Source organism: Hypericibacter sp. (assembly GCF_050729195.1).
Classification (GTDB): domain Bacteria; phylum Pseudomonadota; class Alphaproteobacteria; order Dongiales; family Dongiaceae; genus Hypericibacter.
This window is the reverse complement of record NZ_JBOHKS010000224.1, coordinates 1-14,476: the sequence shown is the minus strand read 5'-3', so window position 1 is coordinate 14,476 and position 14,476 is coordinate 1. Positions and strand designations below refer to the sequence as shown.

The following is a 14,476-nucleotide window of genomic DNA, read 5'->3' as shown; positions in this document are numbered from 1 at the left end:
GCTCGCAGCCCGCCCCGCCATCCCGGTGAGGAGCTTAGGCCTTGACCGACAGTTCCTCGCCAAAGATGAACGATGTGGGATGCATCCGGAATCCCTGGACCTTCTTGTCGTAGAAGGTCAGCACCGAGCGCCAGAAGGGCTGAACCACGGGCCCTCGCTGCTGCATGATGACCTCGATCTTGGCCATGATCTTGCGCCGCTCCTCGACATCGACCGTGCCTTCGGCCTGGGTCAGGAGATCGTCGAACTCCTTGTCGGACCATTCGGGCGCGTTCCATGGCACGCCCGTCCGGTAAGCGAGGCTGAGCGTCATGAACCCCAGCGGGCGGTGATACCAGACGGTGTAGCCGAGATCGACCTTGTCCCAGACATCCCACCATTGGGCTGACGGAATGATGCTGAGCTTCACGCGAATATTGGCCTCGGCCCATTGCTGGGCCATGACCTGGGCGGCAACCGATTGCCAGGTCGGCTCGGCCGGCAGGGTGAGCGTGGTGTCGAAGCCGTCCGGGTAACCCGCTTCCGCCAGCAGAGCCTTCGCCCGAGGCACATCGCGGGTGAAGGGCGGCAGTTTGGCGTATTCCGGGTGGATCGGGCAGACATGGTGATGCTCGCCGATGACGCCGGCATCGCCTTCCGCCAGGCTCATCACTTGGGCCTGATCGACCGCGAGGCGCATCGCCAGACGGACTTTGGCGTCGTCGAACGGCTTGCGCGTCGTCTTGCCATGGATGACCGCGGTCTGCGAGGTCGCCACTTCATAGACCTGCAAGGTCTCGATCTTATCCAGGGCCGGCTTCTGCGTGACGTCGACCTCGTAAGCGCCATCGACCTGTTTCGAAGCCAATGCGGAGACGACGGCCGACGCGTCGTCGCCCAGATCGATAAATTGCAGCGTGTCGAGCGACGGCACGCTATGCCAATGCTCGGTGCGGGCTTTCAGCACCGCCTTGCGGCCGGCCTCGTATTCGACCAGCTCGAAAGCGCCCGTGCCGTTCGAGCCGATGGCGAACTTGCCGTTCTCGGCCGGATCGAGGATCGCCATCGGGTAGTGGAACAGATGCTCCGGGACCGCGAGCTGCGCTTCCGCCAGATTGAGCCGGATGGTGCGATCGTCGACCTTCTCGATCGCGTTGGCGTCCCAGATCTCCAAACTCATCTTGGGATTGCCCTTGTCGTCCTTCTCGCCACGATCGACTTCCTTGAGCATATAGGCCTTCATCAGGCCCAGCATCGAGGAGCCGACCTTCTCGTCGAGGACATGGTGCAGGTTCCAGATGACCTGGTCCGCCGTGAGCGGGCCGCCATTGCGCCAGGTGACGTCGGAGCGGATATAGAGCGTCCAGGTTTTGAGGTCGACGCTTGGCTCCCATTTCTCGAGCAGATAGGGCCGGGTGATGTTGTCCTGGCCGGTGCGGGTCAGATATTCGCAGACCTGTCGCGTGATGTTGCTGGGCTCGGCCCAGCTGAAGGTGTGTGGGCTCTCGACTGGATGCACGCGCTGGGCGATCCTGACCGTGCCGCCGCCAGCCGCGGCTTGCGCGACGCCGACCGACATCGGATCCACCAGGCCGGCCATCGAATAGGCCGTGCCCGCGCCGACGCCGAGCAATGTGGCAAAACGCAGGAAGTCGCGGCGATCCATGCGCCCGTCTTGAAACTGTTCCCCGACCTTCTTGAAGAGCGGGTGTGATTGTCCTGATCGCATCATGACCTCCCTGGGATTGTTTCGTTTCGTTGTTGTTGTTTTGATGGGCCGGCGGACGTCGCTTCGCGGTCCCAATGCGGGGCATCGAGGCCTTCCGCCCGAAGCTGGAACTTCTGGATCTTGCCGGTCGGCGTCTTGGGCAGCGCGGCTTCCAGGCGATAGAAGCGGGGCACCATGAATTTCGGCAGCGTCTGCTCCAGGAACCGATGCAGCGCCTGGAGCTCGAGCGGGTTGTCCGGCTTGGCGACGACGGCAGCCATCACCTCCTGCTCGGTCAAAGCGGAGGGAACCGGATAGACGGCGCATTCGAGGATGGCGGGGAATTTGAGGATCCCGTTCTCGACCTCGATCGAGGAGATGTTCTCGCCGCGCCGCCGGATGGCGTCCTTGATGCGGTCGAGGAAATAGAAGTTCCCCCGCTTGTCGCGCATCATCAGGTCGCCGGAATGGAGCCAGAGATTGCGCCAGGCCTCCATGGTCTTTTCCGGCTGGTTGAGATAGCCGGCCATGACGATCCAGGGCACTTTGGGTCGCACGACCAGCTCGCCGGGAACGCCCGGCGGCACCTCTTCATCGTTCGGATCCACGATCTTCACTTCGAAGCGGTCGCTGACGATCCGTCCGCAGGAGCGCGTATCGACCAGGTCGAACAGACGCGGTTTCCCGGCGCGGAAGCCCGCGCGCAGCGGCACGCCCACCTCGGTCGAGCCGTAATTCGTCGTGACGCGGATGCCGAAGCGCTGCGCGAACTCTTTCACCTGCGGGAACAGGGGTACGACCAGCACCTTGTCGAGCGGATGCTTGCGGTCCTTGGCCGTGACGGGCGTGCGGTGCAGCAGATTGGCCATTGCGCCCAGCAGCAGGGTGACGTTGCATTTCTGGGCGCGGATATCCTCCCAGAAGGCGCTCACGCTGAAACGCGGCTTGAGCACGACCGTGGCGCCGGCGATGAGGCAGGCGAAGACCGCGGCCCACTGCCCGGCAATATGAAAGAGCGGCAGCATGTTGTAGTAGCGGTCGCCCGGTTTCAGATCGAGCACCTCGACGACGCAGCGCGAATATTCGAGCGCGTGGGCGAAGGTGCAGCGCACCCCCTTCGACGCCCCGGTCGTGCCCGAGGTGTACATGACCGCCATGATCTGGCGCGGATCGGTGATCTCGGCGATCGCCGGCGGCTTGGCCGGACGCCGGCCCGCGGCGACAAGGTCGGCGAAACCGAGTTGGCGCAGCCGTGCGAGGCGAGGGGGCAAAGCCGCGGGCGGTTCGCCCCGCAGGATCAGGGTCTCCAGCCTGGCCCCGGCGAGGATTTCTTCGCTGAAGCGCGCGGCATAGCTGGCATCGGCGATCAGCATGGTGGCGGCGGAATCGCGGACGACATGTTTCAGCACGTCGCCGAGATAGGCGGTATTGACCGGCACCTCGATGGCGCCCAGCCGTGCCAGGGCCAGCCAGCAGAGGAGGCTGTCCGGATGGTTGTCGAGCATCAGGAGGACGGTCGTGCCGGGCCCGATGCCTTGCGCGGCGAAGACCGCCGCCAGCCGCCGGCTGCTCTCCTCGAGCTCGCCATAGCTGAGCGAGCCTTCATCCGAGATGATGGCCGGCCGCCGCCGCATCGTCCGGGCGCGCTCGGTCAGCAGGGTTGCGATCGTGTAGTAACCTGCCGCCCGGGAACGGGGAGAGGAGCGCGCCATGGAGCCTCTATGCGCCGAAGACCGCCCGTTGCGCATTGTCGGCGAGGAAACCCTGCTTGTTGGCGGGCTTGAGGGGCAGTGACCGTGCCTCCTGCACGGTCCTCGCCAGCGGCAGCAGCGGCCAGCCGCTGCCGAAGATGATCTTGTCGCCCAGCACGGAATTCCCGTAGGTGAGCAGGGGCTCGTAGCCGCTGTTCGGCTTCAGCAGCAGGTTCGGCCGAACCGATTCGATCGCGATATAGACATTGGGATGCCGCCAGGCCACGCCGATCAGCTCCTGCACCCAGGGCCAGCCCGGCGGGCCGCAGATGATGCGCAGGTCGGGGAAGTCCACCGCGACCTCGTCCACGGCCAGCGGGTGGCCGTAGCGCATCAGCGACTTGGTCGAGAAATTGATCGAAACATGCAAATTGACCGGGACATTGAGCTCGACACATTTCTCATAGAGCGGATAGATCATCCGGTCGTTGGCGGTGAGCTTCAGCTCATAGAGCTGGAGATTGAGCCCGCGCAGACCCTGCTTCCGGATCGCGTGCTCGAACTCGGTGACGGCGATCTTGCCCCGATGCGGATCGGCACCGGCGAATCCGACGACACGATCGGGATAGTCGGCGACGAGGCTCGCCACGGCCTCGTTGGGGATGATGACGTCGAAGGTGGTGCGGATGTCGCGTGCCTTGACGCAGATCTTTCCGATGCCCTGGGAATCGAGAAACTTGAAGAACTTCGACAACGGCTTGCCGCGATATTCGGAAAGCTCTCCGTGATCGGTGGAATTCCGATAGACCCGCTCATAATTGGCGAGATGGGGCGGGTAAGGGTGATACCCTTCGACGAGTTCTTCCGTGGGCGCGGTAATGCTAAAGTCGAAGATCGTCGTCACCAGAAGCTCCTGTCGAGTACTTTGTTCTTCTTATAGTATAGCGGTTTCTGGCCAGTGATCGATGTACTGACACGCGTGTCACTATATGGGCGGCCCTGGATCGAGTCAACCGGCGCGGGCCTGTTGCCGGCCGCTCCTTGCGATTGAAGGATGATCGGATGGCTGAAGAGAGGGATGGCCCGAGCCCGGCGAGCTATATCGAGCAGTTGGAAGCGCAGCTCGCCGCGGCCGGCAGCGCGCGGGCGCAGACGCGCGCGCGCATCCTGCTGGGCGTGGCGCAGTTGCTGGATGCGGACGGCTACCAGGATGCGATCGTGCGCCATGTCTGCGAGCGGCTGGGAATCTCGCGCGGCGCCTTCTATCAGTATTTCGAGAACCGGACCGACGCCGTGGCCGAGGTACTGAACGGATTCTGCCGCTTCGTGTTCGAGATGTCGGTCGGCGTCGGCCGCGGCAAATCGGACTTCGAGCGCATCAACGAGGTCACCTACTTCTATCTGCAGATCTATCAGCGCAACAAGGGTCTCTTCGCGGTGCAATACAAGCTCGCCCGGGAGAAGTCGGTCTATTCGGAAGGCTGGCGGGAACTGCAGGACAAATGGCGCGGGCGGCTCGCCAAGTATATCGTGCGGGTGACCGAGGCCGACGACGGTGCGCTGCAGAGCGCGCTGGCGCTCTCCTACATGCTGACCTCGCTGGCGGACGATTTCCTCTACCGGCTGATCTTCGAGGATGAGGAACAGCTGCGCTGGCTGCGCCGCCATCCGCGCCGGGTCGCGGCCCTGATCTCGGTCGTCTGGTATCGGGCGATCTTCGGGCGGAATCCGGCGGCGGCGTTGGAGGAGGACTTCCAGCTCAAATATTCGGGCCTGCTGCCGATCGCGCTGGTCCGCTAGCGATCGCTCAGGCGATCAACCCGCCCGCATGGGAAGGCACCGGCGCATTGGCATCGGGCGAGGCGAAGACGGCGGCCACCTGGAAATAGATCTCGCCGGTGATGCCGGTCACGGACTTCGCTTCGGCGAAGAGCCGCTGGATCTCGTTCTGCATCGTGCTGTCGAGCGGCTTGTGGGTGCGCAGCATCAGGTCGAAGCGCTTGCCGCGCACCAGCCCGTCCAGCTGCATGGCGCCCATCCGGCTCAGCTCCACATCGAGCAGGAAATGGACGCTGGCAGGCTTCCCGTCTTTCGGCTGGTCGCCTTTGCCGGGATCGCGGCGAATCGCGAGGCGCGCCTGGTGCAGCGCCTGCTCGTCGAGCAGCGGCAGCACGATGGTTTTCCACTGACCGTCCTGGCTGGTCGAGGGCGCGGCGCGGGCCAGCTCGGCGAAACCCTGCTCGAGCTTCGCGGCCAGTTCCGGGCGACCGGCCGATTGCAGCGCCTGACGCAGCTCGGCGCTGGGCCAGGTTACCGGCTTGTCGGAGAGGCGGGCGCGAATGAAGCCGGCGAGGCCCGCCGCGAGATGCGAGCCGACGCGCGGCAGGTTCTGCGCCAGGATGTCGTTGGTCTGTGTCGGATTCAGAAGGACGGCCGGTGTGTCTTGCGCCGTGGCCGCAGTCGTGGCGCCCGGCGCTACGCTGGTCGGCAGTGCCAGACTCGCCGGTGCTGCGAGGGTCGCGCGCTCGCCGTCGAGAAGTGCTGCCGTCTCCAGCAGCGCGTTGAAGATCTGGGCCGGGCCCGGATGGGCTTCGGGCAGGGCCGGCGCCTGAGGAGTCGGCAGCAGCAGCAGCCGCGTGCCGACCGGCCCTTCGATCGGACGATCGAGCGCCACCAGCCCTTCCGGCGTGGCGAGGATCGCCTGGCCGTTGGGCGACGGTGCGCGCAGGGTTGCCAGCACCGCAGTCTGCGAACCCGACGCGGGGTTGGCTGCCGCCGAGCCGTTCGTGCCCGTACCGACAGGCGGCAGCACCGAGACCAGCTCGAGCGGCACTCTCGTGCCGGCGATCGGGGCGGCTGGCGCGTTACTGGGTGGTGTGGGCGCCGCAACGCCATTGCGCTGCGCGGCGGGCGTCGGGGCCTGCGGCTCGGCGGCGCGCAAGACAGTCGCGACGAGACGCGGGCCTGCTGGGACCGCGTCCCGCAATCCGGGATTGACCGGCGCGGGCAGCGCGAGCACCAACCGCGTGCCGGCGGGCCAGCTTGGGGCGGGTTCGGGCGTGGCTTCGGCGGCGGCGGCGTTGTTCGGCACGGGTGCTGAAGCCGGCAAAGGCGAACTGGTCTTGCCGGGCGATGGCGGAAGCGGGGCGGCTTCGGTGGGCTTCGCCGGCAGCGGCGTCTGCGGTGCTGCCGCTTCGGGCGGACGGGGAATGCGGATGGTGCCGAGCGGACTCTCCAGCACCAGCTCGCCCTCGGGCGTCTGCTGGCGCACGGTCGCGATGAATGCCTGGCGCGGCGCTTCCTCGACCGCGGCGGTGACGGCCTGCGTCACCGGCGGCAGGATCGCCGCCAGATGATAGGGCAGTCGCTGGCCGGCCTGAGGAAGCGGTGCGTTTGGCAGAGGGAGTTGGGTCGCCGGTTTGGAATCGCTCGGGCGTAGCAAGGTGGCGACCACGCGGGCACCGATGACGCCGGCCTGGTCGGCCAGAGGCGGCAGCGGCACGGGTGGAAGGGTCGGACCTGCGGGCGCACCGGGTCGAGTGGTCGCCGAGAGATCGCCCGCCTGGGCGACGGCTCCCTTGCCGGCATCGAGCAGGGTGAGGATGCCGATCCTGGGGCCGCTGAGCGGCTGGTTGGCGGTGGGTTCGCCATCGACCGACAGCAGGATCACCTGCATGCGGGCACCGGTGCTGCGCAGCTCGAGCATGACCTTGCTGCCGACCGCGGCTTCGAGACCGCCGGAGAGCGCCAGCACGCCGCGATCGGTGCGCACCGTGAGCGTGCCGTCAGCGGCGCGTTCCAGCACGGTGCCGGACAGGATGTCGCCGGCGCCGAGCTGGCCCAGCAGGGCCAGATTGTTCTGGCCGGTCCCCGCCACGGCCATCGACACCGGCCGGGCCGCACTGGGCCCCGTCGCTGGCGTCGTCGGTGTGACCGGGGTCAGGTTCACGGCCGCGCCTCTTTGAGCTTGCGCGCGAGTGCCATCACATCGGCGGCCGCGGCGCTGTCGGGATGACGGATCGCGACCGGCGTCTGGGCGCGGATGCTGTCCTTGACGCGGGCATCGCGGCGGATGATGCCGGCCAGCGGCGGCTCGATCTTGAGGAAGGACTGGCAGGCGCGCAGCAGCGTCGAATAGGTGCGTTCGCCCTCGGCGATCGAGCCCGCCATGTTCACCGCGATCCGCAGGTCGCCGATATCGCCCTGGCTGACGCCGAGCTTGATGAAGGCGTAGGCGTCGGTGAGGGCGGTCGGCTCGTCGGTCGTGACCACCAGGACGGATCCGGCCCGCCGGCAGAGCTGACGGACGGTGCGCTCGACACCGGCGCCCAGGTCGAGGAGCAGACGATCATAGGCGGCAGCGGTCTGGAACAGCTCGTCGCCGAGCCTCGCCAGGCGTTCGCCGCTCATGGCGGCGAGCGAGGCGGTACCGGCGCGGCCGGCGACCACGTCGAAATTGCCGGGCGCATAATTGGTGATGGCCTCGGTCATGGCGCGGCCTCGTTCGACCACGGCGCCCAGGTCGGAGCGCGGCATCAATCCGAGCTGGATGTCGACATTGGCGAGGCCGAGATCGCCGTCGAACAGCAGCACGCGTTCCTGCAGTTTCGCCAGCGCCTGCGCCAACGAAATCGCAAGCCAGGTCTTGCCGACGCCGCCTTTGCCGGACGCGATGGCGAGCGCGCGCAGGCGCGAAGGCCGGCCCACGGATTGAGGGCCGGAGCCTGGAGAGACGGGGAGGGGGCGGGCTGTCGCGGTCATTCGGCGGCTTCCATGGCTGCAGGATTAAGCGACGGCAGCTCGATGCGCTCGCCCATCAGGAGGCGTGCGAGAGAAACCGGATTCATGGGCACGAGCCCGTCGCCGATCTGAGGCGACAGGCCGAATTCGCAGAGCGCCAGGCCGCCTGCGGCCGCGGCGGCAAGAAGGCTGCCCAGCCGGCGCACGGTGTCGAGCTTGGTGACGATGAGGCGCTTGGCGCCGAGGCGGGCATAGATGCGCGCCTGGTCGGCCGTCTCGGCGGGATCGCCGCCCGCGGCCAGGACCAGGATCGGCTCGGCATCGCCGGCTGCGATGAGGGCCGAGATCTCGGCGAGATCGCTCTCGCTTTGCGGATTGCTGCCGGCGCTGTCGATGAGGCGCAAGCCCTCGGCCGGCAGGGAGGCCAGCGCCCGCGTCAGAGTCTGGGCATCGCGGGCACGGAAGGCCGGAATATCGAGGCGGCGGGTGTAGGTCGCGAGCTGGGCTTCGGCGCCGGCGCGCAGCATATCGCAGGAAACAGCGCCCACCGCCACCCCGGCAAGCCGGGCACGGATGCCAAGCTTGGCCAGGCTCGAAGTCTTGCCGGCACCGGGCGGGCCGATGAAGAGCAGCGGCAGGGCCGGCGCTTCGTCGATGAGGGGCGCGAAGGCGAATTGGGCGTCGAGTGCGGCCGCCAATGCCAGCGTCGGATTCTCGGTCGAGAGCTCGGCCGCGGCATTGAGCAGGCGGTCGGCGATCGCGGCCGGGACGCCGTTGAATTCGAGCCGGGCGGCGATGCGGTCGAGCCCGTCGAGGGCCGCCGTGTCGGGTTGCGGCAGGTCGCGCGGGTGGGAGATCGAGACCTCCGGCAGCGGCTCGTCCTCGAGGCCGGCGGTGACGAGAACGCCACTCTTGCCGTCGCGCTTGGTCGAGAGGATGACCGCGTCGTCGCCTAACTCCTGGCGAACGCGGCGCATCGCCTCGTCCATCGTGCTCGCGCCGAAGGTCTTGAGCCGCATCTGTCAGGGCTCCTAGATCTGCCCGACCGTCTTGATCCGCGCGCGCGCATAGATCTCGTTCTGCGACATCACGACGGTGACGGGGCGGAAACGCTCGACGATCGAGCGCACGAAGGGCCGGATGCCGGGGCTGGTCAGCAGCACCGGCGTCTCGCCGCGCATGGCGTGCCGCTCGAACTGCTGACGCACGGCATTGATGAATTGCTGCAGCTTGGTCGGCGGCATGGCGAGTTGCTTGTCGTCGCCGTCGCCGCGCAGCGATTCGGCAAAGGCCTGCTCCCATTCGGGCGAGAGGGCCACGAGCTGGATCACGCCCTCGGCATCCGCGACCGAATCGCTGATCTGGCGCGAGAGCCGTGCCCGCACATGCTCGGTGATCTGGTTCACATTGCGGGTATAGCCGCAGGCCTCGGAGACGCCTTCGAGAATGGCCGGCAGGTCGCGGATCGAGATGCGTTCGGCCAGCAGGTTCTGGAGCACGCGCTGGACGCCGCTCATCGAGATCTGCGCCGGGATCAGGTCGCCGATCAGCTTCTGGTGCTCCTTGCTCAGATCCTCGACCAGCTTCTGCGTCTCGGCATAGGACATGAGCTCGGCCATGTTGTCCTTCACCACTTCCGTCAGATGGGTGGTGACGACGGTGGCGGGATCGACCACGGTATAGCCGCGGAACATCGCTTCTTCGCGCATGGCCGGATCGATCCACATCGCGGGCAGGCCGAAGGTGGGCTCGATGGTCTCCTCGCCCGCGATCGTGATCTTCTCGCCGCGCGGATCCATGACCAGGATCATGTTAGGCCGGAGGTCGCCGCGGCCCGCCTCGATCTCCTTGATGCGCACGATATAGGTGTTGGCCGGAAGCTGCAGATTGTCCTGAATACGGACCGCCGGCAGCACGAAACCCATCTCGCGCGCGACCTGGCGGCGCAGCGCCTTGATCTGGTCGGTGAGCTTCTGGCCGCGCTCGGTCCCGATGAGCGAAAGCAGGCCGTAGCCGAGCTCGAGGCGCACGGTGTCGATCTGCAGGGTCTGCTGGATCGTTTCCTCGGTCGGGGCCGCGGCTTCTTCCTTCTGCTTGACGGTGGCTTGGTTCTTGGCGAGCGCGATCTTGCGCGTCAGCATCCAGGCACCGGTGCCGGCAGCACCCGAAAGCGCCAGGAACGGGATGGTTGGGATGCCGGGCAGGAGCGCCATGGCGCCCATCAGGAACGAGACCAGGCCCAGCGCTGCCGGATAGCCGCCGAGCTGGGCGAACAGGGCTTTGTCGGTCGTGCCGCTGATGCCCGCCTTCGAGACGAGGAGGCCGGCGCCGGTCGAGATGATGATCGCCGGGATCTGGGTCACGAGGCCATCGCCGACGGTCAGGATCGTGTAGGTGCGGGCCGCCTCGGAGAAGGACAATCCCTCCTGGCCAACGCCGATGATCATGCCGCCGATGACGTTGATGAAGGTGATGATCAGGCCGGCGACCGCGTCGCCGCGCACGAACTTCGCGGCACCGTCCATGGCGCCGAAGAAGCCGCTCTCGTCCTCGAGCGTCTTGCGGCGGAGCCGCGCCTCGGCTTCGTCGATCAGTCCCGCCGACAGGTCGGCGTCGATCGCCATCTGCTTGCCGGGCATGGCATCCAAGCTGAAGCGCGCCGACACTTCGGCGATGCGCCCCGAACCCTTGGTGATGACGATGAAGTTCACCAGCACCAGAATCGCGAACACGATCACGCCGATGACGAAATTGCCGCTCATCACGAAGTTACCGAATGCCTCGATCACATGGCCGGCGGCGGCGGGGCCCTCGTGACCGTGCGCGAGGATCAGGCGCGTCGAAGCCAGGTTCAAGGACAAGCGCAGGATCGTGGCGATCAGCAGCACGGTCGGAAAGGAGCTGAAGTCGAGCGGTTTCGAGATGAAGAGCGACGTCATCAGCACGAGGACGGAGATGGTGATCGACAAGGCGAGCGAGATATCGAGCAGCCAGGCCGGCATCGGCAGGATCAGCACCACCAGGATGCAGATGACGCCGAGCGCCAGCGCGATCTCGCCGCGCTTCAACGCCGTCCCGACCTGGCCCCAGATCCGGTTCAGCCCGGGCCCCGTCATCGCTTCCTGAAAGGCGTTCGCCATGTCTTAAGTCACCGTCCTTGTTTCGATGGCCGTCAGCGTCGCCCGCGGTTCACACCGCCTGGCGCTCGCCTTCGTTGGCGGCGCGGCCGCCGGCCAGCAGGATGCCCTCTTCGCTGTATTGCTTGAGCTTGTTGCGAAGCGTGCGGATCGAGATGCCGAGGATGTTGGCGGCGTGCGTCCGGTTGCCGAGGCAGTGATTGAGCGTCTCGAGGATCAGGTCGCGCTCGACATCGGCGACGGTACGCCCGACCAGGCCGGCGGTATTGGTCACCTGCGCCTTGGCGGTCTCGATCGCGGCGACCGCACGGGCCTCCGGGGTCGAGGGGGCGCCGCGCTGGCCCGTCAGCATGATGGCGTCAGGGCCCAGCTCGGAGCCTTTCGACAACAGCACCGCGCGATGCATCGTGTTCTCGAGTTCACGCACATTGCCGCGCCAGGAATGAGCCACGAGGATGGCTTCGGCGCCCGCGGACAGGGCCGGCGGCTGGACCGCATTGGCGAGCGCGTATTTCTTGATGAAATGCTCGGCCAGCGCCGGGATATCGGCGGGCCGGTTGCGCAGCGAGGGCAGTTCCAGGGTCACGACATTGAGGCGGAAATAGAGGTCCTCGCGGAAATTGCCGTTGCGGGTCTCGATCTCGAGGTCGCGGTTGGAGGTGGCGATCAGGCGGATATCGACCTTGATCGGCTGGGTACCGCCGACGCGGTCGATCTCGCGTTCCTGGATGGCGCGCAGCAACTTGGCCTGGAGACGCGGGTGCATCTCGCTGATCTCGTCGAGCAGCAGGGTGCCGCCATTGGCCTCTTCGAACTTGCCGATGCGCCGCGCGATGGCGCCGGTGAAGGCGCCGCGCTCATGGCCGAACAGCTCGGATTCCAGCAGATGCTCGGGGATGGCCGCGCAATTGACCGAGATGAAGGGGCGGGTGGCGCGCTTGCCGTGGCTGTGCAGATAGCGCGCCATCACTTCCTTGCCGGTGCCGGATTCGCCGGTGATCATCACCGAGGCATCGGAGGGCGCGATCTGGTCGGCGAGGCGCAGCACCTCGCGCATGATCGGGTCGCGATAGATGAAGGCGCTGCTTTCCTCGGCGACGGCGGCGAGAATGGCCGCGATCAATTCCGCATCGGGTGGCAGCGGCAGATAGTCCTTGGCGCCGGCCTTGATGGCCCGCACCGCCACATCGGTCTCGGTGCCGATGCCGCAGGCGACCACCGGCAGGCTGATCCGTTCGGTCTTGAGTTGCGCGATCAGGCGGGCGATGTCGTGCCGCACGTCGCACAGCAACAGATCCGCACCCTGGCCGGCCCGCAAGGCCTCCATGGCGCCGTCGATGTCGCCGACCTGCGCCACCTTGGCTCCGCGCGAAAGCGCGATCTTGCCGGCGGTGGCGATCGGGCCGTCGAGGGATCCGACGATCAAAAGGCGCATCTTTATCTACTCCCGTGGCAAAGGCGGCTGCGATCCCGAACGGGATCTCAGCCGAAGAACCGGATTTGCTGCCAAGGCGGCAGCACGCTGTTGAGCAGGATCTCGAGGCGGCGCGGATTTTCCTGTCGCGCCATCGACACCGCGCCGATCATGTAGATCTGGCGCAGCAGCGCCTCGGCCGAGGCGTTGCGCTCGATCTTGGCCGCGAGCGGGCCGAAGACGATGTTGGCGAGCAACGCGCCGTAAAGGGTCGTGAGCAGGGCCAGCGCCATGGCGGGCCCGATCTTGGAGGGTTCGTCGAGGCTGCCCAGCATCTGGACCAGGCCGACCAGCGTGCCGATAAGCCCCATGGCCGGCGCCACCTCGGCGGCACGGCGCAGGATGCTGGCGCTGCGCTGCATCCGCTGCGCGGTCGCATCGGCTTCGGCGGCCATGACGGCCTCGATCTCCTCCTGGGGCGCGGCATCGACCACGAGGCTCATGGCGCGATGGAGGAAGGGATCGTCCTTGAACTGCGGTAGCTGGTCCTGGAGCGCGAGGGGCCCGTGGCGACGGACCATGTCGGCCAGGGTCATCATGCCGCGCGCGGCGTCCATCGGCTCGGGCGTGGCGGTCGTGAGCGCGCCGATCATGGTCGGATGGGCGCGGATCACCTCGCCGGCGGAGAAGGAGACGCAAGTGACGGCGAAGGTGCCGCCGACCACCATCAGGAAGGAGGGGAAATGGAAGAACGCCAGGGGCGATCCGCCGAGCGAAATGGCAAGCGCCACCAGCGCCACCGCACCGATCAGGGCGATCGGCCCCAGCGGGTCGGCGGTCGCGCCCGTCCGCACGGTGCGGCCGGTGCTGCGCAGGCGCCTGTTGCTGTCTGTCTCGACGGCCATCATTCCCCCTGATTTCAGGCGCGTTCGGATTTGATGATTTCGGTCATGGTCACGCCCAGCCGGTCTTCGAGGATCACGACCTCGCCGCGCGCGACCAGGCGGTTGTTGACATAGATGTCGATCGCCTCGCCGACCTTGCGGTCGAGCTCGACGACGGCACCGCGGCCGAGCTTCAGGAGCTGGGCCACCTGCATGGTCGCCTTCCCCAGCACGGCCGAGACCTGCACCGGAATGTCGTAGACCGCCTCCAGCTCGCGGGCGTTGGTGGGGGCGGGAGCGGGCTGCGGGGGCGCGACCGGCTCGCCGGGTCCTTCGCCGTTCAGCTCGTTCAGATTGAGATTGTCATCGGCCATCGATCACTCCTGTCGGATCGGCTGCAGTCATCAGTCTCAAGCGGTCCGCGCCTGGGGCAACGCCTGGGCGTCGTCCGCGGCATGGCTGTCGGTTCGTCCCGCACCCGCCGACAAGGCGGCGAGGCTGCGGGCAATGCGTTGTTCGATCTCGACCCAGGTCCGCTGGGCCTGGCGCTCGATGCCGCCATCGGCCCATTCGAGCCGGCAATCGCCGGGCCCCAAGGCCTCGTCGGCGATCAGCAGCAGGCGCCCGCCGAAGCCGGCCTGTTTCGCGATCTCGGCGATGCGCGGCCGCATCTCCTCGATCAGGGTGTCGGGCAGGCGCAGCACCACGCGGGGCTCTTCCTCGAGATCGCGCAAGGTGGCGATCGCCATCTGCTCGATCTCGATCACGCTCTGCATCTGCTCCAGCGTCGGATAGAGCTTGCGCACCATGCCCAGGGCCGCGGTCAACGCCCAGCTCAGGGTCTGCTGCTCGACACGCTCGCACATCGGGGCGAAACCCTGCAGCGCCTGGGCCACGGCCGGCAGCGTGCGCGCCGCCAGCTC

11 protein-coding genes and 1 pseudogene are annotated in these 14,476 nt (G+C 67.0%); 1 reads left to right on the top strand and 11 read right to left on the bottom strand.

The annotated features are described in order from the left end of the window. Nucleotides 1–34 precede the first annotated feature (34 nt). From ACREE8_RS17740 to ACREE8_RS17730, 3 genes are all read right to left on the bottom strand, one after another. The gene (locus tag ACREE8_RS17740; RefSeq protein ID WP_431574335.1) at nucleotides 35–1,645 is read right to left on the bottom strand and encodes an ABC transporter substrate-binding protein; all 1,611 of its coding nucleotides are present in this window, start codon (nucleotides 1,643–1,645) and stop codon (nucleotides 35–37) included. Nucleotides 1,646–1,707: 62 nt separating this feature from the next. Next, on the bottom strand, nucleotides 1,708–3,399 hold the full coding sequence (locus ACREE8_RS17735) for an AMP-binding protein (protein WP_431574334.1): 1,692 nt from the start codon (nucleotides 3,397–3,399) through the stop codon (nucleotides 1,708–1,710). A 7-nt stretch (nucleotides 3,400–3,406) separates the two neighbouring features. After that, nucleotides 3,407–4,282, bottom strand: coding sequence for an amidohydrolase family protein (locus ACREE8_RS17730; RefSeq protein WP_431574333.1), 876 nt, complete (start codon nucleotides 4,280–4,282; stop codon nucleotides 3,407–3,409). A gap of 158 nt (nucleotides 4,283–4,440) precedes the next feature. Here ACREE8_RS17730 and ACREE8_RS17725 point away from each other — a divergent pair, with 158 nt between their 5' ends. Then, nucleotides 4,441–5,178 (top strand): TetR/AcrR family transcriptional regulator, encoded by a 738-nt coding sequence (locus ACREE8_RS17725; RefSeq protein WP_431574332.1) that lies wholly within the window; start codon nucleotides 4,441–4,443, stop codon nucleotides 5,176–5,178. A gap of 7 nt (nucleotides 5,179–5,185) precedes the next feature. Here the strand turns inward: ACREE8_RS17725 and ACREE8_RS17720 are convergent, their stop codons facing one another. The 8 genes and pseudogenes from ACREE8_RS17720 to ACREE8_RS17685 form a co-directional block, all read right to left on the bottom strand. Next, a complete protein-coding gene (locus tag ACREE8_RS17720; protein ID WP_431574331.1) occupies nucleotides 5,186–7,327 on the bottom strand; it encodes a hypothetical protein in 2,142 nt (713 codons plus the stop codon). Beyond that, nucleotides 7,324–8,085: a P-loop NTPase gene (locus tag ACREE8_RS17715; protein WP_431574330.1), complete on the bottom strand. Its 762-nt coding sequence runs from the start codon at nucleotides 8,083–8,085 to the stop codon at nucleotides 7,324–7,326. Before ACREE8_RS17715 ends, ACREE8_RS17720 begins: the two co-directional genes overlap by 4 nt. Nucleotides 8,086–8,135: 50 nt before the next feature. Next, complete coding sequence (locus ACREE8_RS17710; protein WP_431574329.1) at nucleotides 8,136–9,137, bottom strand: hypothetical protein; 1,002 nt, start codon at nucleotides 9,135–9,137, stop codon at nucleotides 8,136–8,138. Between the two features lie 12 nt (nucleotides 9,138–9,149). Further along, nucleotides 9,150–11,234: a flagellar biosynthesis protein FlhA gene (flhA, locus tag ACREE8_RS17705; protein WP_431574351.1), complete on the bottom strand. Its 2,085-nt coding sequence runs from the start codon at nucleotides 11,232–11,234 to the stop codon at nucleotides 9,150–9,152. Nucleotides 11,235–11,307: 73 nt separating this feature from the next. Continuing rightward, nucleotides 11,308–12,690, bottom strand: coding sequence for a sigma-54-dependent transcriptional regulator FlbD (flbD, locus tag ACREE8_RS17700; protein WP_431574328.1), 1,383 nt, complete (start codon nucleotides 12,688–12,690; stop codon nucleotides 11,308–11,310). A 47-nt stretch (nucleotides 12,691–12,737) separates the two neighbouring features. Beyond that, nucleotides 12,738–13,577: a motility protein A gene (locus tag ACREE8_RS17695; protein ID WP_431574327.1), complete on the bottom strand. Its 840-nt coding sequence runs from the start codon at nucleotides 13,575–13,577 to the stop codon at nucleotides 12,738–12,740. Nucleotides 13,578–13,588: 11 nt separating this feature from the next. Beyond that, nucleotides 13,589–13,927 (bottom strand): flagellar motor switch protein FliN, encoded by a 339-nt coding sequence (fliN, locus tag ACREE8_RS17690; protein WP_431574326.1) that lies wholly within the window; start codon nucleotides 13,925–13,927, stop codon nucleotides 13,589–13,591. Between the two features lie 36 nt (nucleotides 13,928–13,963). Then, nucleotides 13,964–14,476 (bottom strand): annotated as a pseudogene (locus ACREE8_RS17685) (hypothetical protein); the annotation flags it as partial.

What these genes read in the sequence shown, in the direction of transcription:
- ACREE8_RS17740 (WP_431574335.1), bottom strand. Translation starts at nt 1,645, where the DNA reads ATGGATCGCCGCGACTTCCTGCGTTTTGCCACATTGCTCGGCGTCGGC.
- ACREE8_RS17735 (WP_431574334.1), bottom strand. Translation starts at nt 3,399, where the DNA reads ATGGCGCGCTCCTCTCCCCGTTCCCGGGCGGCAGGTTACTACACGATC.
- ACREE8_RS17725 (WP_431574332.1), top strand. Translation starts at nt 4,441, where the DNA reads ATGGCTGAAGAGAGGGATGGCCCGAGCCCGGCGAGCTATATCGAGCAG.
- ACREE8_RS17710 (WP_431574329.1), bottom strand. Translation starts at nt 9,137, where the DNA reads ATGCGGCTCAAGACCTTCGGCGCGAGCACGATGGACGAGGCGATGCGC.
- flhA (WP_431574351.1), bottom strand. Translation starts at nt 11,234, where the DNA reads ATGACGGGGCCCGGGCTGAACCGGATCTGGGGCCAGGTCGGGACGGCG.
- flbD (WP_431574328.1), bottom strand. Translation starts at nt 12,690, where the DNA reads ATGCGCCTTTTGATCGTCGGATCCCTCGACGGCCCGATCGCCACCGCC.
- ACREE8_RS17695 (WP_431574327.1), bottom strand. Translation starts at nt 13,577, where the DNA reads ATGATGGCCGTCGAGACAGACAGCAACAGGCGCCTGCGCAGCACCGGC.
- fliN (WP_431574326.1), bottom strand. Translation starts at nt 13,927, where the DNA reads ATGGCCGATGACAATCTCAATCTGAACGAGCTGAACGGCGAAGGACCC.